This is a genomic window from Clavibacter sp. MX14-G9D, assembly GCF_032917815.1.
GTDB lineage: Bacteria > Actinomycetota > Actinomycetes > Actinomycetales > Microbacteriaceae > Clavibacter > Clavibacter michiganensis_K.
This window is the reverse complement of sequence record NZ_JAVCVL010000003.1, coordinates 31,312-55,721: the sequence shown is the minus strand read 5'-3', so window position 1 is coordinate 55,721 and position 24,410 is coordinate 31,312. Positions and strand designations below refer to the sequence as shown.

23 protein-coding genes, 1 tRNA gene and 1 other RNA gene are annotated in these 24,410 nt (G+C 73.2%); 11 read left to right on the top strand and 14 right to left on the bottom strand.

All coding sequences use genetic code 11. The annotated features are described in order from the left end of the window. On the bottom strand, nt 1-942 hold a 942-nt coding region (locus Q6969_RS00880), incomplete at its 3' end, for a protein kinase domain-containing protein (RefSeq protein ID WP_396335497.1). Between the two features lie 336 nt (nt 943-1,278). Here Q6969_RS00880 and Q6969_RS00875 point away from each other — a divergent pair. Together Q6969_RS00875 and Q6969_RS00870 are read left to right on the top strand one after the other, a co-directional pair. Further along, entirely contained in the window at nt 1,279-1,989 is a 711-nt protein-coding gene (locus Q6969_RS00875) for a DUF4191 domain-containing protein (protein WP_317228755.1), read from the top strand. A gap of 54 nt (nt 1,990-2,043) precedes the next feature. Then, nucleotides 2,044-2,763: a J domain-containing protein gene (locus Q6969_RS00870; protein ID WP_317228754.1), complete on the top strand. Its 720-nt coding sequence runs from the start codon at nt 2,044-2,046 to the stop codon at nt 2,761-2,763. Nucleotides 2,764-2,841: 78 nt separating this feature from the next. Here Q6969_RS00870 and Q6969_RS00865 read toward each other — a convergent pair whose 3' ends face one another. Continuing rightward, a complete protein-coding gene (locus Q6969_RS00865; protein ID WP_317228753.1) occupies nt 2,842-3,270 on the bottom strand; it encodes an RDD family protein in 429 nt (142 codons plus the stop codon). Nucleotides 3,271-3,464: 194 nt separating this feature from the next. Here Q6969_RS00865 and glnA point away from each other — a divergent pair, with 194 nt between their 5' ends. Then, a complete protein-coding gene (gene glnA, locus Q6969_RS00860; RefSeq protein ID WP_094115847.1) occupies nt 3,465-4,889 on the top strand; it encodes a type I glutamate--ammonia ligase in 1,425 nt (474 codons plus the stop codon). A 120-nt stretch (nt 4,890-5,009) separates the two neighbouring features. On the opposite strand, the gene Q6969_RS00855 is transcribed toward glnA, so the two are convergent. Both Q6969_RS00855 and Q6969_RS00850 read right to left on the bottom strand, forming a co-directional pair. After that, on the bottom strand, nt 5,010-8,033 hold the full coding sequence (locus tag Q6969_RS00855; protein ID WP_317228752.1) for a bifunctional [glutamine synthetase] adenylyltransferase/[glutamine synthetase]-adenylyl-L-tyrosine phosphorylase: 3,024 nt from the start codon (nt 8,031-8,033) through the stop codon (nt 5,010-5,012). Nucleotides 8,034-8,094: 61 nt separating this feature from the next. After that, nucleotides 8,095-9,432: a glutamine synthetase family protein gene (locus Q6969_RS00850; protein WP_119381111.1), complete on the bottom strand. Its 1,338-nt coding sequence runs from the start codon at nt 9,430-9,432 to the stop codon at nt 8,095-8,097. 86 nt (nt 9,433-9,518) lie between these two features. On the opposite strand from Q6969_RS00850, the gene panB reads away from it, so the two are divergent. After that, nucleotides 9,519-10,388, top strand: coding sequence for a 3-methyl-2-oxobutanoate hydroxymethyltransferase (panB, locus tag Q6969_RS00845; RefSeq protein WP_317228751.1), 870 nt, complete (start codon nt 9,519-9,521; stop codon nt 10,386-10,388). Between the two features lie 41 nt (nt 10,389-10,429). Here panB and Q6969_RS00840 read toward each other — a convergent pair whose 3' ends face one another. Next, nucleotides 10,430-10,612: an SPOR domain-containing protein gene (locus Q6969_RS00840; RefSeq protein WP_317228750.1), complete on the bottom strand. Its 183-nt coding sequence runs from the start codon at nt 10,610-10,612 to the stop codon at nt 10,430-10,432. A gap of 74 nt (nt 10,613-10,686) precedes the next feature. On the opposite strand from Q6969_RS00840, the gene ppgK reads away from it, so the two are divergent. Beyond that, nucleotides 10,687-11,508, top strand: a complete 822-nt coding sequence (gene ppgK / locus Q6969_RS00835) for a polyphosphate--glucose phosphotransferase (RefSeq protein WP_104290267.1) — start codon at nt 10,687-10,689, stop codon at nt 11,506-11,508. Between the two features lie 84 nt (nt 11,509-11,592). Here ppgK and rnpB read toward each other — a convergent pair. The 7 genes from rnpB to Q6969_RS00800 all read right to left on the bottom strand — a co-directional run bounded on the left by rnpB (nt 11,593) and on the right by Q6969_RS00800 (nt 15,984). Next, nucleotides 11,593-11,970, bottom strand: an RNA gene (gene rnpB / locus Q6969_RS00830) — RNase P RNA component class A. Nucleotides 11,971-12,021: 51 nt separating this feature from the next. Beyond that, nucleotides 12,022-12,756: a hypothetical protein gene (locus tag Q6969_RS00825; protein ID WP_317228749.1), complete on the bottom strand. Its 735-nt coding sequence runs from the start codon at nt 12,754-12,756 to the stop codon at nt 12,022-12,024. A gap of 87 nt (nt 12,757-12,843) precedes the next feature. Next, a complete protein-coding gene (locus Q6969_RS00820) occupies nt 12,844-13,671 on the bottom strand; it encodes a Nif3-like dinuclear metal center hexameric protein (protein ID WP_317228748.1) in 828 nt (275 codons plus the stop codon). 50 nt (nt 13,672-13,721) lie between these two features. After that, a complete protein-coding gene (locus Q6969_RS00815; protein ID WP_317228747.1) occupies nt 13,722-13,931 on the bottom strand; it encodes a hypothetical protein in 210 nt (69 codons plus the stop codon). 105 nt (nt 13,932-14,036) lie between these two features. Further along, the gene (locus Q6969_RS00810; protein WP_317228746.1) at nt 14,037-14,606 is read right to left on the bottom strand and encodes an energy-coupling factor transporter transmembrane component T; all 570 of its coding nucleotides are present in this window, start codon (nt 14,604-14,606) and stop codon (nt 14,037-14,039) included. 35 nt (nt 14,607-14,641) lie between these two features. Continuing rightward, entirely contained in the window at nt 14,642-15,343 is a 702-nt protein-coding gene (locus Q6969_RS00805) for an ABC transporter ATP-binding protein (protein WP_317228757.1), read from the bottom strand. Then, nucleotides 15,343-15,984: a biotin transporter BioY gene (locus tag Q6969_RS00800; protein WP_317228745.1), complete on the bottom strand. Its 642-nt coding sequence runs from the start codon at nt 15,982-15,984 to the stop codon at nt 15,343-15,345. The genes Q6969_RS00805 and Q6969_RS00800 overlap by 1 nt, the downstream gene beginning before the upstream one ends. A gap of 77 nt (nt 15,985-16,061) precedes the next feature. Here Q6969_RS00800 and Q6969_RS00795 point away from each other — a divergent pair, with 77 nt between their 5' ends. After that, nucleotides 16,062-16,646, top strand: coding sequence for a TetR/AcrR family transcriptional regulator C-terminal domain-containing protein (locus Q6969_RS00795; RefSeq protein ID WP_317228744.1), 585 nt, complete (start codon nt 16,062-16,064; stop codon nt 16,644-16,646). Nucleotides 16,647-16,722: 76 nt separating this feature from the next. Here the strand turns inward: Q6969_RS00795 and Q6969_RS00790 are convergent. Further along, nucleotides 16,723-16,795, bottom strand: a tRNA-Val gene (locus tag Q6969_RS00790). A 90-nt stretch (nt 16,796-16,885) separates the two neighbouring features. Here Q6969_RS00790 and Q6969_RS00785 point away from each other — a divergent pair. Next, on the top strand, nt 16,886-17,575 hold the full coding sequence (locus Q6969_RS00785; RefSeq protein WP_317228743.1) for a hypothetical protein: 690 nt from the start codon (nt 16,886-16,888) through the stop codon (nt 17,573-17,575). Between the two features lie 28 nt (nt 17,576-17,603). Here the strand turns inward: Q6969_RS00785 and Q6969_RS00780 are convergent, their stop codons facing one another. After that, entirely contained in the window at nt 17,604-18,077 is a 474-nt protein-coding gene (locus tag Q6969_RS00780; RefSeq protein ID WP_317228742.1) for a peroxiredoxin, read from the bottom strand. A 249-nt stretch (nt 18,078-18,326) separates the two neighbouring features. On the opposite strand from Q6969_RS00780, the gene aceE reads away from it, so the two are divergent. The 4 genes from aceE (at nt 18,327) to Q6969_RS00760 (ending at nt 24,404) form a co-directional block, all read left to right on the top strand. Next, on the top strand, nt 18,327-21,053 hold the full coding sequence (gene aceE, locus Q6969_RS00775; protein ID WP_317228741.1) for a pyruvate dehydrogenase (acetyl-transferring), homodimeric type: 2,727 nt from the start codon (nt 18,327-18,329) through the stop codon (nt 21,051-21,053). 16 nt (nt 21,054-21,069) lie between these two features. Further along, nucleotides 21,070-22,344, top strand: a complete 1,275-nt coding sequence (locus Q6969_RS00770) for a helix-turn-helix domain-containing protein (protein WP_317228740.1) — start codon at nt 21,070-21,072, stop codon at nt 22,342-22,344. Nucleotides 22,345-22,438: 94 nt separating this feature from the next. Further along, entirely contained in the window at nt 22,439-23,359 is a 921-nt protein-coding gene (locus Q6969_RS00765; RefSeq protein WP_317228739.1) for an ACP S-malonyltransferase, read from the top strand. Between the two features lie 31 nt (nt 23,360-23,390). Further along, nucleotides 23,391-24,404, top strand: coding sequence for a beta-ketoacyl-ACP synthase III (locus Q6969_RS00760; protein WP_317228738.1), 1,014 nt, complete (start codon nt 23,391-23,393; stop codon nt 24,402-24,404). The last annotated feature ends 6 nt before the right edge of the window (nt 24,405-24,410 follow it).

Here is a 24,410-nt window from a genome sequence, read left to right as displayed (position 1 = left end):
GGCCGCCCGCGTCGCGGCGCGGTCGCGCGGCGCCCGATGCCGACGCGCCGGAGCCCGTGAGCCGGTGCGTCGGCGGGAGGCGCGCGCATCCCACGCCTCCGCGTCCTCGTCCGCATGCGCAGGCGCATCGATCCCCGGGCGCGCTCGTCCGGGCCGGAGCCGTCCGACGTCCACCGGGCGAACCTCGTGATCCTGCCGTCCATCGCCGCCGTGCACGGCCGCCTCGGCCAGCGGGGCGGCGTCCGCGACACCGAGGAGGCGGTCCGCGAGCTCATGCGCCGACAGGTCGGACTCCCCGTGGATGACGGCGTCCAGGAGCTCCTCCCACGAGTCCCACCGCTCCTCGGACACGCGCGGGCATCCGATCGCCGGATCCCGCAGCGCCTCGGCGATCCGCGCGACACGGACGAGGTCCTGCCCGACCGGATCCGCGCTCCGGCCGTCGGCCTCGTCCCTGCCGGCCGACGGACGCGAGGAGCCCAGGCCGCACAGCAGCGGACGTCCCGACGCGTCGATCAGGACATGGCCCAGGTCGAGCGCGCCATGGGCGATCCCGGCCTCGTGCAGGTCCCCGAGCCCGCGGAGGACGGACGCCACGAGGGTCACCGTCTCCCCCGGCGTGAGCCCGCCCCTCCTCGCCACGAGCGACGCCGCCGTCCCGCGCGACGCGATCGGCTGCACGAGGCAGAGACCGCCGTCCGCGAGGGTCGCGACGTCGACGAGGCCGACCACGTGATCCGACTCCACGGCCTGGAGGGCGAGGACCTCCGCCTCGCCTCGGCTGCGCTCGGTAGGCGGCACGATCTTGACCGCGACGCTCTCCGCGCGCGCATCCGGCGTCGCCCCCCGATGCGCCGGTCGGGCGAGGTACACCTGGCAGCTGCTGCCCCTCCCCACGAGCCGCACGAGCCGGTACCCCGCGACCGTCGTGCCGGCCTCCACGGCGGCGTCCCTCCGGCGCCGCCGGACCGTGCCCCCGCGCTCCTCGGGGCGCGCCTCCCGCGCGCCCGACCGGTCCTCCGGGCTCCTGGGGGCCGAACCGTGATGCCGCGTGCGTCCTCCGTGCATCGCTCCTCGTCCTCTCCTCCCCGCCGCGGGCGCCCTCGGACGGACGGCGCGGGGATGCGTCGGCGGCAGTGTGCGGCGGCGAGGCCCGCCCGCCGGACACATGCGCGGAACCGGGACGCGCCGGCGCGATGGAGACGTGTGGGGGAGCCGAGCCGCCGGACCGGCGCCGCAGGTCCCGGCATCAGCCCCGGCACCGGTATCGTGGGCGTCATGGCCCGCAAGACAGCCTCTCCGAAGGCACCCAAGGAACCCGGCCGCATCAAGCAGATGTGGCAGGTCTTCCAGATGACCCGCCGGTACGACAAGAGCTCGGTCTGGTGGATGCTCCTGGCGCTGGCCGGGCCGATCGTGGTCGGCATCCTGCTCGCGGTGTTCGCGACGGGTGGCAACTGGCTCACCGCCATCCTGTTCGTCATCGCCGGGGTGTTCGCCGGCATCCTCGCGTTCCTCATCGTCCTGGGCCGGAAGGCCGAGCGCGCCGCCTACCTGCAGATCAAGGGACAGCCGGGCGCCGTCGGCGTCGTCCTCCGCAGCTCCCTGAAGCGCGGGTGGGTCGGCAGCGAGATGCCGGTCGCCGTCAACGGCAAGTCGCAGGACGCCGTCTACCGCGCGGTGGGACGCCCCGGCGTGGCACTCATCGGCGAGGGCCCGAAGAGCCGCACGACGCGCATGCTCGAGGACGAGCGCCGCAAGATCGCCCGCGTGCTCCCCAACGTCCCCGTGCACTTCGTCTTCGTGGGTCCAGACGCGGACTCGGTGGAGCTCCACAAGCTCGCCGGACGCCTCCAGCGCTTCCCCCGCACGATCACCAAGGCGGAGGTCATGGCCGTGAACAACCGCCTGACCTCCCTGGGCCAGAACAGCATGCCCATCCCCAAGGGCGTCGACCCGTTCAAGGTCCGCCCGTCGCGGGCACGCTGATCCCGCTCCCGTCGGCCGTTTGCGCGGGCTCCTCGCCCGGCGCAGACTGAGCCCATGGATCCGGCCTCCGCTGCGGCGCTGCTCGGCGTCGACGCGGACGCCGACCGGCCGACCATCAGCCGCGCCTACGCACGGCGCGCACGGGAGACGCATCCCGACCGGCTCCCCGGGGCCACCCCCCAGCAGCTGCGGGCTGCGCACGAGCGGTTCGTCCAACTGACGCTGGCGCGCGACGCCCTGCTGCTTAGCCAGCGCGCGCACGCCGGAGCGGCCCCGTCCGCCGGTACTCGTCCGGCAGGCGCTCCGCCGGGACCACCGCGTCCGCCGTCCCCCTCCCCGACCACGGAGCGGCTGTCGCCGTACGGGCGCTCACGGCGCGAGCGGGCGCGACGCGGCCTCGGACCCTCCATCGCCGCGGTCTGCGCGCTGGCGGGCGTGCTCGTCGTGCTCGTGAGCTTCCAGGACTCCACGCGCGCCCGGTTCACGACCGTCGGCGCCGACCTCACGCAGGGCGCGACCGTCGTCGCGGTCCTCGATCCCGCCTCCCGTGCCAGCGAGTGCGTCGACGCGAGCTCCTGCACCCTCCTCGACATGACCGCCCCCGAGGACTGCAGCGCCGCCCTGGTCCGCTTCGAGGTCACGACCGGGCGGTCGGACGACGGCCGGGAGACCGAGAGCCGGGAGCTCGGCGCGGTGCGCGCGGGGTCCCCGGCGCGCGTCGTCCTCGGCGGGGTCGATCCGGAGCTCGTCTACCTGGGGTGCGAGCCCGGCTGAGGTCCCGGCGGCATCGGGGGCACGCGTCGCGGGGGCCGGCGGATGGCCGGCCCGCGGGCCGCATCCGCGCTCCGCCGGTCAGGAGGTGCGGACGAGCACCGTCCCGGAGAAGACGTCGTGGAGTCCGCGCTGGTCGGCGTTCCACACGACGGCGGGCAGGACGAGGCAGACGAGGACGGTGCGCACGGCGGGCCGCCACAGCGACACGTAGCCGCCGCTGAGGGGCCGGACGCGCATGCCGAGCACGACGTGCCCCACGCTCCCGCCGAGCGTGACGATCAGGACGTACTGCATCACCGCGAAGACCGCGAGCGTGGCCGTGGCGTCGTAGGCGAAGAAGGCCCAGGAGACGAGCACGGCGAGGGCCCAGTCGATGCAGATGCCCAGGATGCGGCGGCCGGCGCGGGCGACGGAGCCGCGTCCGCGCTCCGGGAGCCCGAGCCGCTCCCCCGGCCAGCGGTTGCGGGACGGATCGCCGAGTTCGGGGTACGTGGGAGTCGCGGGCACCTCCCGATCCTAGGCGCGCATCCCGCGGATCCCCTGATCCGCTGGGGATGCCGGGGGCTCGCGACGCGCCCGGGGTCGTCTGCGTAACATCGCGGAAACACGGCGGTTATGGCGAGGTAACCCCTTCCCCCTAGGGTCGGAGAGGCTGAATCCGTCAGTCCCATCCGCTCCGGCCCCCCTTTTGGAGACACCACATGTTCAGAGACTCATCCGAGGTGCTCGCGTTCATCAAGGACACCGACGTCAAGTTCCTCGATATCCGGTTCACCGACCTCCCCGGGGTGCAGCAGCACTTCAACATCCCCGCGTCGACCGTCGACGAGGAGTTCTTCTCCGTCGGCCAGCTGTTCGACGGCTCCTCTATCCGCGGCTTCGCGAGCATCCACGAGTCCGACATGCAGCTCATCCCCGACGTGACGACGGCGTACGTCGACCCGTTCCGCATCGAGCGCACGCTCATCATGGTGTTCGACATCTACAACCCCCGCAACGGCGAGATCTACGCCCGCGACCCGCGCCAGGTGGCCAAGAAGGCCGAGAAGTTCCTCGCCGCGTCCGGCATCGCCGACACCGCGTTCTTCGCCCCCGAGGCCGAGTTCTACATCTTCGACGACGTCCGCTACGAGGTGAACCAGCACACGAGCTTCTACTCGGTCGACTCCGAGGAGGGCGCCTGGAACTCGGGACGCGAGGAGGAGGGCGGCAACCTCGGCAACAAGACGCCGTACAAGGGCGGCTACTTCCCCGTCAGCCCCGTCGACAAGCAGGCCGACCTGCGCGACGACATCAGCCTCAAGCTGATCGACGCGGGCCTCATCCTCGAGCGCGCGCACCACGAGGTGGGCACGGGCGGCCAGGCCGAGATCAACTACCGCTTCGACACCATGGTGCACGCGGCGGACGACATCCTGAAGTTCAAGTACATCGTCAAGAACACGGCCGAGCAGTGGGGCAAGACGGCCACGTTCATGCCGAAGCCGCTCTTCGGCGACAACGGCTCGGGCATGCACACGCACCAGTCGCTGTGGAACGACGGCAAGCCGCTCTTCTACGACGAGGCCGGCTACGGCGGGCTCTCCGACCTCGCCCGCTGGTACATCGGCGGAATCCTGAAGCACGCGCCGGCGATCCTGGCGTTCACGAACCCGACGGTGAACTCCTACCACCGCCTGGTCCCCGGCTTCGAGGCGCCCGTCAACCTGGTCTACTCGGCCGGCAACCGCTCGGCGTCGATCCGCATCCCGATCACGGGCACGAACCCCAAGGCCAAGCGCATCGAGTTCCGCGCGCCCGACGCCTCGAGCAACCCGTACCTCGCGTTCGCGGCGCAGCTCATGGCCGGCATCGACGGCATCAAGAACCGCATCGAGCCGCACGAGCCCGTCGACAAGGACCTCTACGAGCTCCCGCCCGAGGAGGCGAAGAACATCCCGCAGGTCCCTGCGTCGCTCGGTGCGGCCCTCGACGCCCTCGAGGCCGACCACGACTTCCTCACGGCGGGCAACGTGTTCACGCCCGACCTCATCGAGACGTGGATCGAGTACAAGCGCGAGAAGGAGATCAAGCCCCTCGCGCAGCGCCCGCACCCGTTCGAGTTCGAGCTGTACTACGGCGTCTGATCGCCACCCGGACGTGCTCTGACCGGCCGTCCGCACCACGGGCCGTCCTCCTCCGGGAGGGCGGCCCGTCGCCGTCGGACCGGCGCGGGCCGGGGCGCGAGCCGGTCGTCCGCGGACGCCTCAGGCCCCGCGCGGATCCGGGCGGTCGTCGATGCCGTAGAAGAGCCGCTCGAAGACGGCCCGGGAGCGGCGCGTCACCCCCAGGTACTCCTCCTCGAGCACCGATGCGGAGCCGGGCGGGTACTCCAGGAGCCGCGCGATCGCGTCGAGCGCCGCCCGGTCCGCAGGCAGCACGTCGGCGGTGCGGTTCGTCCACAGCGTCATCGCGGATCGGACGCGGGACGCGAGCACCCAGGCGTCCCGCAGGCGCCCCGCGTCCTCCGCGTCCATGAGGCCCGCGTCCACGGCGGCGTCGAGGGCGCCCGTGGTCGTCGGCGTACGCAGGGCGGGGTGGTCGTGCGCGTGCTGCAGCTGGATCAGCTGCACCAGCCACTCCACGTCGCTCAGCGAGCCGCGGCCGAGCTTCAGGTGGCGCGTGGGGTCCGCGCCCTGCGGGAGCCGCTCGTTCTCGACCCGGGCCTTGATCCGCTTGATCTCGCGGACGTCGGCGTCGCCGATGCCGACCGGGTACCGGAAGCGGTCCGCGAGGGCGGTGAAGTCCGCGATGAGGCCGCTGTCGCCGACGACGCCCCGCGCCCGGAGGAGCGCCTGGGCCTCCCACGTCAGCGACCAGCGCTCGTAGTAGGCGCGGTAGGACGCGAAGGAGCGCACGACCGGTCCGTTGCGTCCCTCCGGGCGGAGGCCGGTGTCGAGGTCGAGCGGCAGGCGCGAGTCCTCGGTGAGGCGCGTCAGCTCGGCGACGATGAGCTGCGCGCGGCGCTGCGCGAGCTCGGGGTCCATGCCCGCGATCGGGCGGAACACGTGCATGACGTCGGCGTCGGATCCGAAGCCGAGCTCCGCCCCGCCGTAGCGCCCCATGGCGACCACGGCGAACTCGGGCCACGGCCCGTCCTCGCGGCGGATCGCGCGCATCACGCCGCGCAGGGTGGCGGTCGTGATGTCGGCGAGCGACGGACCCAGCGTCTCGACGTGGGTGACCCCCACGATCGCGCCGATCGCGAGCCGCAGGATCTCGCGGCGACGCAGGGTCCGGAGCGCGGCTGCGGCGGCGTCGGCCGTGGGATGCCGGTTGACCGTCGCGACGGCCTCCTCCTCGAGCGCTGCCCAGGTGCGCGGGCGGAGGTCCTCGTCGCGGGCGAGCCAGGCGGCGGCCTCGGGGACGCGGTCGAGGAGCTCGGAGACGTAGCGGGATCCGGAGAGAACCTGGGCGAGGCGCTGAGCGGCCCCCGCGGAGTCGCGCAGCATCCGGAGGAACCACGTCGCCTCCCCCAGCGCCTCGCTGAGGCGGCGGAACGCGAGCAGGCCGTGGTCGGGATCCGGCCCGTCGGCGAACCACTGCAGCAGCACGGGCAGCAGATGGCGCTGGATGGCGGAGCTGCGCGACACGCCCTGCGTGAGCGCCCGGATGTGCGCGAGGGCGCCGCGGGCGTCGACGAACCCGATCGCCGAGAGCCGGGCGGCGGCCTGGTCGCTGGTGAGAGCGAGGGTCTCCTCGGGGAGCGACGCGACGGCGGCGAGCAGCGGCCGGTAGAACAGGCGCTCGTGCAGCGTGCGGACGCGCGTCTTGGTCGTGGTCCACCGCGTCACGAGCTCCTCGGCCCGGGCGTCGAGCCCGGTGCTCCGGGCGAGGACGCGGAGGCGCTCCTCGTCCGTGGGCATGAGGTGCGTGCGGTGCAGGCGCTCCAGCTGCAGGCGGTGCTCGAGCAGCCGGAGGTAGCGGTAGTCGCGGGCGAAGTCCCCGGCCTCGGTGCGGCCGATGTAGCCGGCGTCGGCGAGGGCCACGAGCGCCGGCAGCGTGCCCCGGTGCCGGACCTCCTCGTCGGTCTGCCCGTGCACGAGCTGCAGCAGCTGCACGGTGAACTCGATGTCCCGGATCCCGCCCGGCCCGAGCTTGATCTGCTGGTGCAGCTGGTCAACGGGGATGTTGTCCGTCACGCGGGTGCGCATGCGCTGCACCTGGCCGACGAAGCCCTCCCGGCTCGCGCTCGACCACACCAGGGGCGCGACGGCCTCCGCGTAGCGCTGCCCCAGCTCCGCGTCGCCGGCGAGCGGCCGGGCCTTGAGGAGCGCCTGGAACTCCCAGTCCTTCGCCCAGCGCTCGTAGTACGCGAGATGCGAGTCGAGCGTCCGGACGAGCGCACCGGCCTTGCCCTCCGGGCGGAGGTTGGCGTCGACCTCCCAGAGGGCCGGCTCGACCTCGTGCTCGTCGATCCCCCGCATCGCGAGGACCGCGAGCCGGGTGGCGAGCTCGACGGCGCGGTGCGGCTCGATGACGGGGTCGCCGCCCGCATCCGTGGCGGCCTCCGCGACGAAGATGACGTCGACGTCGCTCACGTAGTTGAGCTCGCGGGCCCCGGCCTTGCCCATCCCGATGACCGCGAGCCGGGTAGCGCGGATCTCCTCGGGCCGGGCCCGGCCGAAGGTGCCGGGGGCGGAGAGCTCGGCGCGCGCGACCGCCAGCGACGCCTCGAGGGCAGCACCGGCGAGGTCGGCGAGGGCGGCGGTGACGGGGCGAACGGCGACGAGGGGATCCGGGTGCACGAGGTCCCAGGCGGCGACGCGCGCGACGAGCGCGCGGTAGCGGATGCGCAGCGCCGCCCGCGCCGGGGTCCCCGTGAGGGCGGCGACCCCGTGCTCGTCCGCGCCGACGGCGGCGAGCAGCTGCTCCCGCACGTCGTCCGGCGCAGGCGCGTGGCCGAGCGGCAGGGCGAACGCGTCGAGCTCGGCCGGGTGCCGGACCAGGAACTCGGCCAGCCCCTCCGACGAGCCGAGGACACGGGCGAGGCGGTGCCGGGCGTCTCCGTCGTCGAGGACGGCGCGCGTCCGGTCCGGGTCGGTCCGCAGCAGCCGCACGAGCGCGTCGAGGGCGCCGTCGGGGTCCGCGCTGGGGGTGAGCGCGTCGACCAGGTCCGCCTCCGCCCAGCCCGACAGCTCGGCCGCCTCCGCCAGGGTCGCCCCGACCTCGCTCAGCCGGGCGAAGCCGGCGCGGGCGAGCGCGCCGATCAGTGTCTGTCCGCGTCTCATCGGCTGCTCCGGACTCGTCGGATGCCGCCCGGGGTGCCGGTCGGCCGGTGGGTGGCCCGGGTCAGAGCATCTCGAGGTTGGAGCGCAGCTCGTACGGCGTCACCTGGGCGCGGTAGTCGCGCCACTCCTGCCGCTTGTTGAGCAGCACGTAGTTGAACACCTGCTCCCCCAGCGTCTCGGCGACGAGCTCGGAGCGCTCCATGAGCTGGATGGCGTGGTCGAGGCTCGACGGCAGCGGCGCGTAGCCGAGGGCACGGCGCTCGGCGTCGCTGAGGCTCCACACGTTGTCCTCCGCCTCCGCCGGGAGCTCGTAGCCCTCCTCGATGCCCTTGAGGCCGGCGGCCAGCATGAGCGAGAAGGAGAGGTAGGGGTTCGCCGCGGAGTCGATCGCCCGGTACTCGACCCGGGAGCTGTTGCCCTTGTTCGGCTTGTACAGCGGCACGCGCACGAGCGCGGACCGGTTGTTGTGCCCCCAGGTGACGAAGCTCGGGGCCTCACCGCCGCCCCAGAGCCGCTTGTAGGAGTTCACGAACTGGTTCGTGACGGCCGTGATCTCCGGGGCGTGCCGGAGCAGGCCCGCGATGAACTGGCGTCCGATGGTGGAGAGCTGGTACTCGGCTCCGGACGCGTAGAAGGCGTTGACGTCGCCCTCGAACAGCGACATGTGCGTGTGCATGCCGCTCCCGGGCTGCGCGGCCAGCGGCTTCGGCATGAACGTCGCGTAGACGCCCTGCTCGATCGCCACCTCCTTGATGACCGTGCGGAAGGTCATGATGTTGTCGGCGGTGGTGAGGGCGTCCGCGTAGCGGAGGTCGATCTCGTTCTGGCCGGGGCCCGCCTCGTGGTGGCTGAACTCGACGGAGATGCCGAGGTCCTCGAGCATCCGGACGGACCGCCGGCGGAAGTCGTGCGCCGTGCCGCCGGGCACGTTGTCGAAGTAGCCCGCCGCGTCGACCGGCTCGGGGCCGTCGACGCCGAACTCGGACGACTTGAGGAGGTAGAACTCGATCTCCGGGTGCGTGTAGAAGGTGAAGCCGCGGTCGGCCGCCTTCTCCAGCGTGCGCTTCAGGACGTTGCGCGGATCCGCGATGGCGGGCTGGCCGTCCGGCGTGGAGATGTCGCAGAACATGCGCGCGGTCGGGTCGATCTCCCCGCGCCAGGGCAGGATCTGGAACGTCGTCGGATCCGGGTGGGCCAGCATGTCGGCCTCGTACGAGCGGGTGAGGCCCTCGATGGCCGAACCGTCGAACCCGAGGCCCTCGGCGAACGCGCCCTCGACCTCCGCCGGGGCGATGGCCACCGACTTCAGGGTGCCGGTCACGTCGGTGAACCACAGGCGCACGAACTTGATCCCGCGCTCCTCGATCGTCCGCAGGACGAAGTCACGCTGCTTGTCCATCCACCTGCCCTCTCGTCGGTCTCCAACCTACCGGCTGACCAGGGGCGCGACGGCCCGCCACGGAGGCCCGCCGTAGACTTCCGGACATGCAGACCCCCGACGCTGCCGCCACCCCGCCCGAGCCCGCCCGCCTCCCCTCGGAGCCCGCCGCACCGCCCAAGCGGGTCCGCATCCGGCACTTCGCGCGGGCCAAGGAGCAGGGCCTCAAGATCACGGGGCTCACCAGCTACGACATGCTCACGGCGGGCGTGTTCGACGAGGCCGGGATCGACTTCCTCCTGGTCGGCGACTCCGCCGGCAACACCGTGCTCGGCTACGACACGACGGTCCCCGTCACGGTCGACGAGCTGATCCCGCTCGCCCGCGCCGTCGCGGCCTCCGCCCAGCGCGCGCTGGTCGTCGCCGACCTGCCGTTCGGCTCCTACGAGTCGGGTCCCGACCAGGCGCTGGCGACCGCGGTGCGCTTCATGAAGGAGGCGCGCGCCCACGCCGTGAAGCTCGAGGGCGGGGTGCGGAGCGCGGAGCAGATCCGCCGGGTGGTGTCCTCCGGCATCCCGGTCATGGGCCACGTCGGCTTCACCCCGCAGAGCGAGCACGGTCTGGGCGGGCACATCATCCAGGGGCGCGGCGACGCCGCCGAGGCACTGCTCGCCGACGCCCGCGCCGTCGAGGACGCGGGGGCCTTCGCCGTCGTCCTGGAGATGGTGCCGCAGGAGATCGCCCGCCGCGTCAGCGCGGAGCTGCGGATCCCGACCATCGGCATCGGCGCCGGCAACGGCACCGACGGGCAGATCCTCGTGTGGACCGACTTCGCGGGCCTCACCGCGGGGCGCGTCCCGCGGTTCGTCCGTCGCTATGCGGACATGCGCGCGGTCCTCCTGGACGCCGCGACGCGCTACCGGGACGACGTCACCAGCGGCGCGTTCCCCGCCGAGGCGGAGAGCTACTCCGACTGACGGCATGGGCGCGGCCGTGGGCTCCTCCCCACGAGCTGTGCCTAGTCGTCGTCGCGCTCGTCGGCGGCCCACTGCTCGGCGCGCTCGCGCAGCCGCTGCGGTGCCCGTGCAGCCTCCTCGGCGGTGGCGAAGGGGCCGATGCGGTGGGCGGCCGGGGACAGCATCCCCTTCTCCACCTCGCCCGTGCGGTCGTCGTACCAGTACTGCTCGTCGGTGTCGCTCATGCTGCCGATGGTAGGCCCGTCCGCGGGTCGCGCGGAGGGCCAACCGGGGTCGGCCAGCCGGTAGGGTCGCTGTCATGAGCGACGACGCGACGACCGCAATCGGCATCGACATCGGCGGGACGGGCATCAAGGGCGCGATCGTCGACGTCGCGACCGGCGAGCTGCGCAGCGAGCGCGTCAAGCTGCCGACACCGCAGGGCGGCGAGCCGGAGGACATCGTCGCCACCGTGAAGCAGATCATCGAGGCGCTCGGCGAGGTCCCCGCGGGAACACCGCTCGGCGTCTGCTTCCCCGCCGCGATCGTGCACGGCACGACCATGTCGGCGGCCAACGTCTCCCCGACCTGGATCGGGCTCGAGGCGGAGAAGCTGTTCGAGGAGCGCCTCGGGCTCGAGATCACGTTCGTCAACGACGCGGACGCAGCCGGCTACGCCGAGGCGCGCTACGGCGCCGCGAAGGACGTGCGGGGCCTCGTCATCATGACCACCCTGGGCACGGGGATCGGGACGGCGCTGATCCACGACGGCGTCCTCATCCCGAACGCCGAGCTCGGCCACATGGACGTCGCCGGACGCCGCGACTTCGAGCGTCGGGCCTCGTACGCCGCGAAGGAGCGCGCCCACCTCAACTGGAAGCGCTGGGCCGCCCGGCTGCAGGTCTACTACGGGCAGCTCGAGAAGCTCATGTGGCCGGAGCTGTTCATCGTGGGCGGGGGCGTGTCCAAGAACCACAAGCACTTCCTGCCCCTGCTGCGGCTCCGCACCCCGATCGTCCCCGCGGAGCTCCGCAACAACGCGGGCATCATGGGCGCCGCGGCCCTCGCCGCGCACGCCGTCGGCGCGAGCACCCACGCCCCCGCGTCCGACCTGGTGGACAAGACCAAGCCCGAGGACTGACGCCACCGGGCCACGGGCCGGGCGCACGGCGGGACGGCCGGGACCCTCGGGGGTCCCGGCCGTCCGGTCGTGATGCGCGAGGTGCGGATGGGCCGGCTGATACGCCGGGTTCTGTCCCGGTGCCGGAGCACCATGGACGGCCATCTATCTCGGAGCTGCGTCACCGCAGCCCTCCAGCGGTCTACCCGGGGACTGGACGAGCAGCCTGTGCGTCCCCTGTTCGACCTTGCTCCGGGCGAGGTTTGCATAGCCGACCCGATCACTCGGGCCGCTGGTGGTCTCTTACACCGCCGTTTCACCCTCACCCGCCGCTCGCGCGACGGGCGGTCTGCTCTCTGTTGCACTGTCTCGCGGGTCGCCCCGGGTGGGTGTTACCCACCGCCCTGCTCTGTGGAGCCCGGACGTTCCTCGACGCGGCCGGTCCCGGAGGATCGACCGCGGCGCGACCGTCTTGCCGACCCATCCGCGTGAACGATCCTAGGGGTGCGCGACGCGATGGTCGCGCCGAGGCGCCTAGAGGCCCGACTCGTCCGTGCGGACGAGGATCGCGCTGGACTCGGGATCCAGCACCACGTCGTCGGGGGCGAGCTTGCGGAGGGCGTCCAGGTCGCTCTGGTTCAGCGTGATGTTGCTGCCGAGCGAGATCCCGCGGTGCAGCATCGCGGCCCCGACGCCGTAGCGGGCGCGCTGCTTCTCGTAGAGGGCGATGAGGTCGGCCGGGAACCGGGGCGCGAGCGCGTCGCGGTCCTTCTGCGCCTGCTCGGCCTGGACCCGCAGCTCCGCGGCCGCCGCGTCCCGCTCCGCCTCGGCCCGGGCGATGCGCTCCGCCAGCCCGTCGCGCTCGACGGCGACCTCCCCCTGCGCCGCCTGCGCCTCCTCGAGCCGCTGCATGACCTCGAGCTGGACCTCCTCCAGGGTGTCGCGACGGCGCAGCAGCGACTCGAGCTCGCGCTCGAGCGCCTGGACGTCCTTCGAGCTGCCGCCCGACTCGATGCGGGTGCGGTCGCGGTCCATGCGCGCCTGCACGACGGCGACGTCGGACTCGATGCGCGAGAGCTCCGTCCGCGCGTCCTCGACGACGCCCGTCCGCTCCCCGAGTCGCCGGCGGACCAGCTCCATCTCCCGCTGGAGCGCGTCGATCTCCTTCAGCTGCGGGAGCTGCCCGAGCTGCCGCTTCAGGTGCGTGAGCCGGGTGTCGATCTCCTGCAGGTCGAGGAGCTCCTTCTGGATGCTCGGATCTGCCTTCATGCTCTCCCTCTCGTGGTGCGGCGCCGCCGGCCGGTGCGGGTGCGCGGTGCTGTCGTGGATGCGCGCCCGCGGGCGCGCGGTGGGCGGTCACTGCGTGACGACGAAGTCCCAGGGGTCGGTGCGGATGTCGCTGACCGTGACCTCGACGTCCGGCAGGGCTGACCGCAGGGTGTCCGCGGCCTGGTCGAGCCACAGCCACTCGCTGGCCCAGTGGGAGGTGTCGACGAGGTAGGGCGTGCCGCCGCGGAGGGCCGCCGACTCGCGCGCCTCGCTCGCGGGATGGTGCCGCAGGTCGGAGGTGACGTACACGTCCGCCCCGGTCACGCCGGCGGACGCGAGGAGCGAGTCGCCCGCGCCCCCGCAGAGCGCGACGCGCGTGACGGGAGCGTCGTAGGGGCCGGAGACCCGGATCCCCGTGGCGGTCGGGGGCAGGATGCGCGCGAGCTCCCCCGCCAGGCGGCCGAGCGTGGTGGGCGCCGGCAGGTCGCCGACGCGCCCGATGCCGCGCACGCCGCCCTCGGCGGGCTCGAGCGGGCGGACGGTCTCGGGGACGAGGCCGAGGAGCGCGGCGAGCCGGCCCGAGGTCCCCTCCTCCACCACGTCCGCCGTGGTGTGCGCGGCGTGCAGGGCGCAGTCCCCGCGGATCAGGTCGGCGAGGAGCGCGCCCTTGTAGCCGGTCTCGGCGACGGAGGTGATGCCGCGCAGGAGGAGCGGATGGTGGACCAGCAGCAGGTCGGCGTCGGCGGTCAGGGCCTCGTCGACGGTGGCGCGCACGGCGTCGACCGCGAGGTGGATCCGGCGCACGGGGCGGCCGGGGTCCCCCGACACGAGTCCTGACGCGTCCCAATCGGATGCGCCGGAAGGCGGCCAGGCGTCCTCGACGGCACGGACGACGTCGGCGAGGGTGGGGATCACGGTCCCATCGTAACGACGGCGGGGTCGCGGCCCGTCACCGTGCGGTGCGGTCAGTCGCGTCGCGCGGAGCGGCGGGAGGCGTCGCCGCGCTCGGACGGGGCGTCGTCGTCCGCGGCGTCGGAGGACCGGGCCGGCGACGGGACGAGCGGCTCGAGCGGCCACAGGCTCCGCTGGGCGGATCCGCGGTGCGTGCTGGATCCGTGCGTCGCGGCGTCGACGACCGACCAGGCGGCGGCGTCCTCGGCCGTGTCGGAGCTCATGGGGCCGATGCTACCGCGACACGCCCGCGGTGACACGGGTGGCGCCGTGGGTGGATGCGCCGTCGCGGGGAGGCCGACGGCCCGTGGAGGCTCGGCTGCACCGACTCAGCGCACGCCGCGGGCGGTGAGCGCGTCGCCGAGCTCGTCGGCGTGCTTCAGGGCGACGACGAGGAAGGGCACGACGAAGGTGCGGAGGCCCGGGCGGGCGCCGCGGGCCCGCTGGGCCTGTCGGACGTCCCGAGCCAGCCGGCCGAGCACCGGCACGGTCCCCGCGGTCACCGTGAGCAGCAGCGACACCCGCTCGGTGTCGACGCCGATCCGCTGGAGGGGACGCAGCCCGCGCTCGATGCCGTCCAGGAGCTCCGTCATGGTGGTGGTGAGCACGAGCAGGCCCGCGATCGCGATCGCCGCCGTGACGCGCGCGGTGTTCGCGACCGCGGGCTCCGGTCCGAGCAGGACGAGCTGGCTGACGAGCGTGAAGAGCATCACCCAGCGCACGGCGCGCACCTGGCCGGCCAGCCGCCGGAGGCCGAGCGCGCCGTCCCCGAGCTGGGCTCCCGCGTAGGCGCCCACGGTGACGACGGCCGCCGCGCCGGCCGCCCACCAGGTGGAGGGCAGGAGCGAGACGCCCAGCACGACGGCCATCAGCAGGAGGAGCTCCCGTCCCGCGGGCATGCGACCGAGCCGGCCGCGCCGCGCATCGCCGAGGGTCACCCGAGCATCGCCTCGTACGCGTCGACGACCTCACCCGGTCCTCCGCTCCGGATCACCCGCCCGCCGGCGAAGAGCACGGCGGCGTCGCACCGGGCGGCGGCGGCGAGGTCGTGCGTGACGAGCACGAGCCGGTGCCCCTCCTCGAAGAGGTGGTCGGCGACCCGGCGCGCGTTCCGGGCATCGAGGTACGCCGTCGGCTCGTCCGCGACCACCAGCTCGGGTCGACGGACGAAGGCGCCCGCGAGGGCGAGCAGCTGCTTCTGCCCGCCGGAGAGCTCGTGCGACGAGCGCTCCGCGAGATGCGCGATGCCGAACCGCCGCAGCGCCTCGGCGACGCGCGCCGCGGACTCGGCGCGGGGCAGCCGCTCCGGACGCAGCGAGAACGCGACGTCCTCCGCGACGGTGGGCATGACGATCTGCGCATCCGGGTTGCTGAAGACCAGCGCGACGCGGCGTCGGAGCTCCCGCGGGCCGCCGGCCGGGTCGATGCCGAGGACGCGCAGCTCACCGGAGCTGCGCTCCACGAGGCCGCCGACGAGCCGGGCGAAGGTGCTCTTGCCGGATCCGTTCTCGCCGATGACGGCCAGGGTGCGCGCGTCCACGTCGAGCGTCACGTCGCGGAGCGCCTCGAGCTCGCCGAGGCGGACGCCGACGCCGTCCAGGTGCAGAGCCGCCGGGGACGCGCCCTCGGGCGTCATCACCGCGTCGCGGTCGTGGCGCCGACCGGCCGGGAGGAGCGCCACCCGCCGGCGCGGCGGAACGCGCGCGGGTACCCGCGGACGAGCGTCATGACGATCCCGGTGGCGATGGCCGCCTTCACGAGGTCCCCCGGGAGGAAGACGAGGCTCGTGAGCGCGGTCTCGGCCAGCGGCAGCCGCGTGACGAGGCTCTGCACGGGGATGCCGACCGCGTAGATGACCGCGATGCCGCCTCCCAGCATCGCGAGCGCGGTGCGCCAGGCCGTGGGCCGCCGTCCGCCCAGGTGCACGACGAGTCCGACGACGGCCGCGCCGAGGATCCAACCGACGAGGTAGCCGCCGGAGGGCCCGAGGAACACGCCCAGGCCGCCGGTGCCTCCCGACAGCAGCGGGAGCCCGACCGCCACGAGCGCGAGGAGGACGGTGAGCGCGAGCGCGCCGAGGACGGGCCCGAGCACGGCCCCGGCGAGCATGACGCCGAGCGTCTGCGCGGTGATGGGCACGCCGCCCATGACGCTGATGCTGCCGGGCAGGCCCAGCACGGCGACGACCGCGGCCATCACGGCGACGCGAGCGAGGTCGGTGGCGTCGAGCCGGGCCGCGCGCGCGGAGCCGGTGGCGACGGGGCGGGTCGAGGTCATGGGCGTCCTTCGGGTGAGAGGCGAGGAGGCGGCGCCTGAACGGCGTTCACCTGAACGCCGTTCACTATAGTGGGGGCATGGCGCGACAGGGGGCTTCCGGGAGGCACACCCGCGACGACGTGGCACGCACCGCCCTGCGGATCCTCGACGAGCACGGGCTCCCCGACTTCACCATGCGGCGTCTCGGCGCCGCCCTCGACGTGCAGCCCAGCGCCCTGTACTGGCACTTCCCCGACAAGCAGAGCCTCCTCGCGGAGCTGGCCGACCGGATCGTGGCCGAGGCCGCCGCGCCGCCGGCAGATCCGGGAGCAGGGTGGGGCGAGCGCGTCCGGCAGCAGGCCGCCGCCCTCCGCCGGGCGCTCCTCGCCCACCGCGACGGGGCCGAGGTCGTGGCCAGCACGACCGCGCTCGGGCTGGGCGCCACCGCCGCCCGTGACGCGCTCTCCGCGGCCGTCGCGGCGGGCGGTCTCGGGGAGCGGGAGGCGGCCCGCGCCGCGGCGGCGGTCCTGCACTTCGTGCTGGGGCACGTGACGCACGAGCAGCAGCGGATCGGGCTCCGGCGCCTGGGCTTGCTGCCCGTCGAGATGGACGGCGACGATCCGGACGGGGACTTCGCCTTCGGCCTCGACCTGCTCGTGCGGGGACTGACGACGCGGGCATGACGCGAGGCATCGGGCGGATCGGCGGAGCCGTCGACACCCGTCCGGCCCCCCGCGGGGCCCCGCATCCCTGGCGAGGTGGGCCCTGCCGGGCTCGAACCGACGACATCCACGGTGTAAACGTGGCGCTCTACCAACTGAGCTAAGGGCCCTGGCGTCCGGTGACCCGGCGCCTGGCCATGCTAGCCGAGGGCGTCGGCGCGCCCCCGCTCCGGTGCACCGGCCCGTCGTAGCCTCTCCCCGTGCCCACCCACCCGTCCCGCCGCGCGGCAGCGGAGCCCCGCTGGCCCGCCGCGGCGGGGCTGCTCGTCGCCGTGGCCCTGTACGGCGTCGCGCCGACCGCCGTGCCCTCCGGGGTGCGCGCCGCAGTGGTCGTGATCGCGGTGGCGCTGCTCGTGCCGCTCGTCGCCCTCAACCCACGACGGCTGACCCGCGAGACGGCGTGGTCGCGGGGACTGGGGCTCGCGCTCGGCGGGCTGCTGCTCGTCGCGAACCAGGTGAGCCTCGTCGTGCTGGTGATCGCGCTGGTCGACGCCTCGGAGGCGGGTCCGGAGCTCCTCCTCACGGCGCTCCAGGTGTGGACGACGAACGTCCTGGTGTTCGCGCTGGTGTTCTGGGAGCTCGACCGCGGAGGTCCCGTCGCGCGTCGCACGCGGGAGCGCGCGGCGCTGGCGCCCGCCGACTTCCGCTTCCCCCAGGACGAGGACGCGGGCGCCGTCACCGAGGTCGCCCGCCGCTCGTCGGAGCACGCGGACTGGGTGCCGGGCTTCGTCGACTACGCGTACTTCTCGCTCACGAACTCGATGGCGTACAGCCCCACCGACACCATGCCGCTCAGCCACCGTGCGAAGGCGCTGATGGCGCTCGAGGCCTTCGCCGGCTTCGTGATCCTCGCGCTGGTCATCGCCCGGGCCGTCAACATCCTGAGCTGAGGCCCCGTCGGACCGGGCGGTCGTCCGGTCAGGCGGGGACGAGCGCCAGGTCGCGGATCGCGCTGCGGTACGCCTCGAGCTCGCGGGCCTCGCCCGGGGCCGTGATGAAGCTGCCGCGGATGATGCCGCGCGTGTCGATGAGGAAGGTGGCGCGGTTCGCGAACCCCTTCTCCTCGAGGAACACGCCGTACTCCTTCGCCACCTGGCCGTGCGGCCAGAAGTCGGCGAGGAGCTGGAAGTCGATCCCCTGCTGCTGCGCCCATGCGCGCAGCGTGTGCTTGCTGTCGACGCTGATGCCGATGAGCTCCACCCGGCTGTCGGCGAACAGGGCGAGGTTCTCCTCGAGCTGGCACATCTCGCCGGTGCACGTCCCGGAGAACGCCAGGGGGAAGAAGACGAGGGCGACCGCGCGGTGCCCGCGGTACTCGCTCAACCGGACCCGCTCGCCGTACTGGTTGGCGAGCTCGAAGTCGGGAGCCTGTGTGTCGTTGGCCAGGGCCATGGGGTGCGGATCCTTCCGTGCCGGCGAGTGTCTCCTGTCTGGCACGAGGACCGATCCTACGCCGGGGATCCGCGATGTCCAGCGGCGGGCGTGGACGCGCGGCGGGGACCGGGATCGGGCGCGCCCCCGCGGCGTCCGTCGCGGGCGGTCGGCATGGGTAGGCTGGCTCTCGGCGTACGCGCGGTCTCGCACCCTTCGAGCCCCGTGGCACCGAAGACGATGTCTGCACACCACAGGAAGAGGTCGAGGGTGACTGTCAACGACCAGGATCCGTACTCGGTGAACCACACCGACCAGGATCCGGAAGAGACCGCCGAATGGAACGAGTCCCTCGACGGGCTCGTCGAGACGCAGGGCCGGGGTCGCGCGCGCGACGTCATGCTCAGCCTCCTCAAGCGCTCCAAGGAGCTGCACCTCAACGTGCCGATGGTCCCCACCACGGACTACATCAACACCATCGCGCCGGAGAACGAGCCGGACTTCCCGGGCGACGAGGACCTCGAGCGCCGCTACCGCGCCTGGATCCGCTGGAACGCGGCCGTCACGGTGCACCGGGCCCAGCGTCCCGGCATCGCGGTCGGCGGTCACATCGCGACGTACGCCTCCTCGGCCGCGCTCTACGAGGTCGGCTACAACCACTTCTTCCGCGGGCAGGACCACGCGGGCGGTGGCGACCAGGTCTTCGTGCAGGGCCACGCCTCCCCCGGCACCTACGCGCGCGCCTTCCTCGAGGGGCGCCTGAGCGAGCACCAGCTCGACGGCTTCCGCCAGGAGAAGAGCCACCAGGGCGGCGGGCTCTCGTCGTACCCGCACCCGCGCCTCATGCCGGAGTTCTGGCAGTTCCCCACGGTCTCGATGGGCCTCGGCCCGATCAACGCGATCTACCAGGCGCAGGCGAACAAGTACCTCACCAACCGCGGCATCAAGGACGCCTCCGACCAGCAGGTCTGGGCCTTCCTCGGCGACGGCGAGATGGACGAGGTCGAGAGCCGCGGCCAGCTCCAGGTCGCGGCGAACGAGAAGCTCGACAACCTGAACTTCGTCATCAACTGCAACCTGCAGCGCCTCGACGGGCCCGTCCGCGGCAACGGCAAGATCATCCAGGAGCTCGAGAGCTTCTTCCGCGGTGCCGGCTGGAACGTCATCAAGGTCGTCTGGGGCCGCGAGTGGGACGACCTGCTCGCCCGCGACACCGAGGGCGCGCTCCTCGACCTCATGAACCGCACGCCCGACGGCGACTACCAGACCTTCAAGGCCGAGAGCGGCGCGTACATCCGCGAGAACTTCTTCGGTCGCGACGAGCGCACCGCGAAGCTCGTCGAGGGCTACAGCGACGACCAGATCTGGAACCTCAAGCGCGGCGGTCACGACTACCGCAAGGTCTACGCGGCGTTCAAGGCGGCCAGCGAGCACACGGGCCAGCCCACGGTGATCCTCGCGAAGACGGTCAAGGGCTACGGCCTCGGCCCGAGCTTCGAGGGACGCAACGCGACCCACCAGATGAAGAAGCTCACGCTCGACAACCTCAAGCAGTTCCGCGACGAGATGCGCGTGCCGATCACGGACGCCCAGCTCGAGCAGGACCCGTACCTGCCGCCGTACTACCACCCCGGTCAGGACGACGAGGCGATCCAGTACATGCAGGAGCGCCGCCGCGCGCTCGGCGGGTACTCGCCCGAGCGCCGCACGGCGCACACGGCCATCTCGCTGCCGGACGACTCGGCGTACCGCATCTCCAAGAAGGGATCCGGCACGCAGGAGATCGCCACGACCATGGCGTTCGTCCGCCTGCTGAAGGACCTCATCCGGTCGAAGGACTTCGGCAACCGCGTCGTCCCGATCATCCCGGACGAGGCCCGCACGTTCGGCATCGACGCCTTCTTCCCGACGGCGAAGATCTACAACCCGAACGGCCAGCACTACACCTCGGTCGATCGCGAGCTGCTGCTCTCCTACAAGGAGAGCCCGCAGGGCCAGATCGTGCACGTGGGCATCAACGAGGCGGGCGCCCTGGCGGCGTTCACCAACCTCGGCACCACGTACTCCACGCAGGGGGAGCCCCTCATCCCGATCTACGTCTTCTACTCGATGTTCGGGTTCCAGCGCACGGGCGACGCGATCTGGGCGGCCGGCGACCAGATGGCGCGCGGCTTCCTCATCGGCGCGACGGCCGGGCGCACGACGCTCACGGGCGAGGGCCTGCAGCACGCCGACGGGCACTCGCTCGTCCTGTCGCAGACGAACCCCGCGGTCGTCTCCTACGACCCGGCGTACGCCTACGAGATCGGGCACATCGTCCGCACGGGCCTCGAGCGCATGTACGGCGGGGAGCACGAGGACCCCAACGTCATGTACTACCTCACGGTCTACAACGAGCCGATCATCCACCCGGCCGAGCCCGAGGGCGTGGACGTCGACGGCATCGTCCGCGGCGTCTACAAGCTCAAGGACGGCTGGATCGACGGGCCGAAGGCGCAGCTGATGGCATCCGGCGTCGCCGTGCCGTGGGCGCTCGAGGCGCAGAAGCTCCTCGCCGACGACTGGGGCGTGTCCGCCGACGTGTGGTCGGTCACCTCGTGGGGCGAGCTCCGTCGCGACGGCCTGGCGGCCGAGGAGCACAACCTCCTGCACCCGCACTCCGAGACCCGGGTCCCGTACCTGGAGGAGAAGCTGCGCGGCGCCGAGGGCCCGTTCGTCGCGGTCACCGACTTCTCGCACGCGGTGCCCGACCAGATCCGCCAGTTCGTGCCGGGGGACTACTCGACCCTGGGCGCCGACGGCTTCGGCTTCTCGGACACCCGCCCGGCCGCGCGCCGCTTCTTCGCGATCGACGGACCGTCGATGGTCGTGAAGACGCTCCAGCGCCTCGCCAAGCAGGGCAAGGTCGACCAGGACGCGCCGAAGTGGGCCATCGACAAGTACCGCCTGCTCGACGTGAACGCGGGCACGACCGGATCGGCGGGCGGCGAGGCGTGAGCTGCGCCGACCTGACGTGACCACGAGCGATCGGCACGACACCGACGTGGAGACCGGGGAGACGAAGGCGGAGACGCTGACGTGGCTCCGGTCCCTCTCGGGGGAGCTGGCGAGCGCGACCCTGCAGCGGCTGGAGGACACGCTGCCCTGGTACGGCGACATGCCGCCGGGGCGGCGCTCCGCCGTCGGGCTCGTCGCGCAGGCCGGCATCACCTCGTTCATCCACTGGTACGACGACCCCGACTCCACGCCGTGGATCGCGGCGGACGTCTTCGGCGCCGCGCCGCGCGAGCTGCTGCGCTCGGTGAGCCTGCAGCAGACGCTGCAGCTCATCCGGGTGACGGTGGAGGTCGTCGAGGACCGGGTGCGGGACCGTCACCGCACGGTCCGCGACGCGATCCTCCTGTACTCGCGCGAGATCGCCTTCGCCGCCGCCGACGTCTACGCGCGCGCCGCCGAGGCCCGCGGACTGTGGGACGCCCGGCTCGAGGCGCTCGTGGTCGACAGCATCCTGTCCGGCGAGTACGACGACGAGCTGCCGTCGCGCATCGCGGCGCTGGGCTGGCACGGGCACGGCGAGGTGTCGGTGCTCGTGGGCACCGCACCGGCGGTGCTCGACGTGGACCAGCTGCGCCGCACGGCGCGGCACCTCGACGCGGACGTGCTCATCGGGGTGCAGGGCAGCCGCCTGGTGCTCGTGATCGGCCGGGCGTCGCCCGCGGTCGTCGATCCCGAGGCCCCGGCACCCGAGACCCCGCCCGTCGCCTTCCTCGAGATCGCGACGCAGCTGGAGCCCGGCTTCGGCTCCGGCCACCTGGTCCTCGGCCACGAGGTGCCGAGCCTCGTCGAGGCGTCCCGCAGCGCTCGTGCCGCCCTCGCGGGGTTCGCGGTGGCACGGTCCTGGCGGAACGCGCCCCGGCCGACGCTCGCCGACGATCTCCTGCCCGAGCGCGCCCTCGCGGGCGACCCGCTCGCCCGGTCCACGCTCATCAACCGGATCTACAAGCCGCTGCAGGCGCACTCCACCGAGCTCCTGGCCACGCTGTGGTGCTACCTCGACACCGGGCGCTCGCTCGAGGCGACCGCCCGCGAGCTCTTCGTGCACCCGAACACGGTGAGGTACCGCCTGAAGCGCGTGTCCGACGTCATCGGCTGGGACGCCACGGGAGCCCGCGAGGCGCTCATCCTGCAGGCGGCGCTCATCATCGGCAGCATCGCGGAGGCCGGCACCGCCGTCCCCAAGCAGCAGGGCTCCGGGCGCGCCCGCCCCAAGCGCCAGGCGGCCCGGTGAGGGACGCCGCGTGTGGCCTCGTCACAATGTCGCGCCGGATCCTCTGTAGGACGTCGACTCCGGCGCTCCTCGCGCCGGGCGGGAGGATGGACGGATGATCATCGTCGTCTGCCCGGGTCAGGGCTCCCAGAAGCCCGGCTTCCTCTCCCCCTGGCTCGAGCACCCCGAGCACGCTCGACGTCTGGGTGAGCTCGGCGACGCCGCCGGGCTCGATCTCGTCACGCACGGCACGACCTCGGACGCCGACACGATCCGGGACACGGCGGTGGCCCAGCCGCTCATCGTGGCCGCCGGCATCATGGCCCTGCACGCGCTCCTCGCCGACGGCCGCGACGCGTACGTCGCGGGCATCGCCGGCCACTCGGTCGGGGAGATCACCGCCGCCGCCGGCGTCGGGATCGTCTCCGACGCCGAGGCCATGGCGCTCGTGCGCACCCGCGGCGACGCGATGGCCGAGGCAGCCGCCGTCACCCGGACCGGCATGAGCGCCGTCGTGGGCGGCGACCAGGACGCGGTCCTCGCCCGCCTCGCGGAGCTGGGCCTCGAGCCGGCGAACTTCAACGGCGGAGGGCAGATCGTCGTCGCCGGTGCTCCCGAGGCCCTCGCGGCCCTGCAGGCCGAGCCGCTGCGCGGCACGCGCGTCATCCCGCTGCAGGTCGCCGGCGCGTTCCACACCCACCACATGGCGCCCGCCGTGGCGACCCTCCGCGAGGCCGTCGCCCCGCTCGCCCCCCGCGACCCGCGCTTCCCCATCTGGACGAACCGCGACGGCAGCCGCGTCGAGTCGGGTGCCGCCTTCCTCGACCTGGTCGTCGGCCAGGTGGCGAGCCCCGTGCGCTGGGACCTCTGCATGGAGGCCTTCGACGAGGCGGGCGTCACGGGCCTCATCGAGGTCGCCCCGGCCGGCGCGCTCACCGGCCTCGCCAAGCGCGGCCTCAAGGGGCTGCCCACGCTGGCCCTCTCGACGCCCGACGACCTCCCGGCGGCCATCGACATGCTCGACGCGCATGCCTGATCCCGCCGCACCCGACACCGAACAGGCAGACATGACCGCCCAGTCCCGCCCCACCATCCAGACCGCGCCCGTGGTCGAGCGCTTCACCCGCATCTGGGGCCTCGGCGCCGCGCGCGGCGAGCTCGACGTGCCGAACGAGGACCTCATCGGCCCCATCGACTCGTCCGACGAGTGGATCCGCAAGCGCACCGGCATCATCACGCGGAAGCGCGCCTCGGCCGACGTGGACGCCGTGGACCTCGCGACCACGGCCTCGCTCGAGGCCATCGCCAAGGCCGGCATCCGCCCGGAGCAGATCGGCATCGTCCTCGTCTCGACGGTCAGCAACACCGTCCAGACGCCGTCGATGGCCGCGCTCCTCGCGGACCGCATCGGCGCGAACCCCGCGCCGGCCTACGACATCTCCGCTGCGTGCGCCGGCTACACCTACGGCATCGCGCAGGCCGACTCGTTCATCCGCTCGGGTCTCGCCGAGTACGTGCTCGTGGTCGGGGCCGAGAAGCTGTCCGACATCGTCGACCCCACCGATCGGTCCATCTCCTTCCTGCTGGGCGACGGCGCGGGCGCCGCCATCGTCGGCCCGAGCGACACGCCCGGCATCTCGCCGACCGTGTGGGGCTCCGACGGGTCGAACTGGGACGCGGTCGGCATGAGCGGCACGCTGAAGGGCATGCGCGACGGGTCCGCGTGGCCGACCCTGCGCCAGGACGGCCAGAAGGTCTTCCGCTGGGCGGTGTGGGAGATGGCCAAGGTCGCCAAGGAGGCGCTGGACCGCGCCGGGATCACCGCCGACCAGCTCGCCGCGTTCATCCCGCACCAGGCCAACATGCGCATCGTCGACGAGTTCGCGAAGCAGCTCGGCCTCCCCGACACCGTCGCCATCGCGCGCGACATCGAGACCACGGGCAACACGTCCGCCGCGTCGATCCCGCTCGCGACGCACCGCCTGCTCGCCGAGGACCCGTCGCTCTCGGGCGGCCTCGCGCTGCAGATCGGGTTCGGCGCGGGACTCGTCTTCGGCGCGCAGGTCGTCGTCCTGCCCTGAGCCCCA

Bases quoted from the DNA above. Each gene is read 5' to 3' on its own strand.
- Q6969_RS00825 (WP_317228749.1), bottom strand. From the start codon at position 12,756: ATGAAGGCAGATCCGAGCATCCAGAAGGAGCTCCTCGACCTGCAGGAG.
- Q6969_RS00765 (WP_317228739.1), top strand. From the start codon at position 22,439: ATGATCATCGTCGTCTGCCCGGGTCAGGGCTCCCAGAAGCCCGGCTTC.
- Q6969_RS00800 (WP_317228745.1), bottom strand. From the start codon at position 15,984: ATGACCTCGACCCGCCCCGTCGCCACCGGCTCCGCGCGCGCGGCCCGG.
- Q6969_RS00875 (WP_317228755.1), top strand. From the start codon at position 1,279: ATGGCCCGCAAGACAGCCTCTCCGAAGGCACCCAAGGAACCCGGCCGC.
- Q6969_RS00815 (WP_317228747.1), bottom strand. From the start codon at position 13,931: ATGAGCTCCGACACGGCCGAGGACGCCGCCGCCTGGTCGGTCGTCGAC.
- panB (WP_317228751.1), top strand. From the start codon at position 9,519: ATGCAGACCCCCGACGCTGCCGCCACCCCGCCCGAGCCCGCCCGCCTC.
- Q6969_RS00840 (WP_317228750.1), bottom strand. From the start codon at position 10,612: ATGAGCGACACCGACGAGCAGTACTGGTACGACGACCGCACGGGCGAG.
- Q6969_RS00795 (WP_317228744.1), top strand. From the start codon at position 16,062: ATGGCGCGACAGGGGGCTTCCGGGAGGCACACCCGCGACGACGTGGCA.
- Q6969_RS00760 (WP_317228738.1), top strand. From the start codon at position 23,391: ATGACCGCCCAGTCCCGCCCCACCATCCAGACCGCGCCCGTGGTCGAG.
- Q6969_RS00805 (WP_317228757.1), bottom strand. From the start codon at position 15,343: ATGACGCCCGAGGGCGCGTCCCCGGCGGCTCTGCACCTGGACGGCGTC.
- Q6969_RS00870 (WP_317228754.1), top strand. From the start codon at position 2,044: ATGGATCCGGCCTCCGCTGCGGCGCTGCTCGGCGTCGACGCGGACGCC.
- ppgK (WP_104290267.1), top strand. From the start codon at position 10,687: ATGAGCGACGACGCGACGACCGCAATCGGCATCGACATCGGCGGGACG.
- Q6969_RS00780 (WP_317228742.1), bottom strand. From the start codon at position 18,077: ATGGCCCTGGCCAACGACACACAGGCTCCCGACTTCGAGCTCGCCAAC.
- Q6969_RS00810 (WP_317228746.1), bottom strand. From the start codon at position 14,606: ATGCCCGCGGGACGGGAGCTCCTCCTGCTGATGGCCGTCGTGCTGGGC.
- glnA (WP_094115847.1), top strand. From the start codon at position 3,465: ATGTTCAGAGACTCATCCGAGGTGCTCGCGTTCATCAAGGACACCGAC.
- Q6969_RS00855 (WP_317228752.1), bottom strand. From the start codon at position 8,033: ATGAGACGCGGACAGACACTGATCGGCGCGCTCGCCCGCGCCGGCTTC.
- Q6969_RS00850 (WP_119381111.1), bottom strand. From the start codon at position 9,432: ATGGACAAGCAGCGTGACTTCGTCCTGCGGACGATCGAGGAGCGCGGG.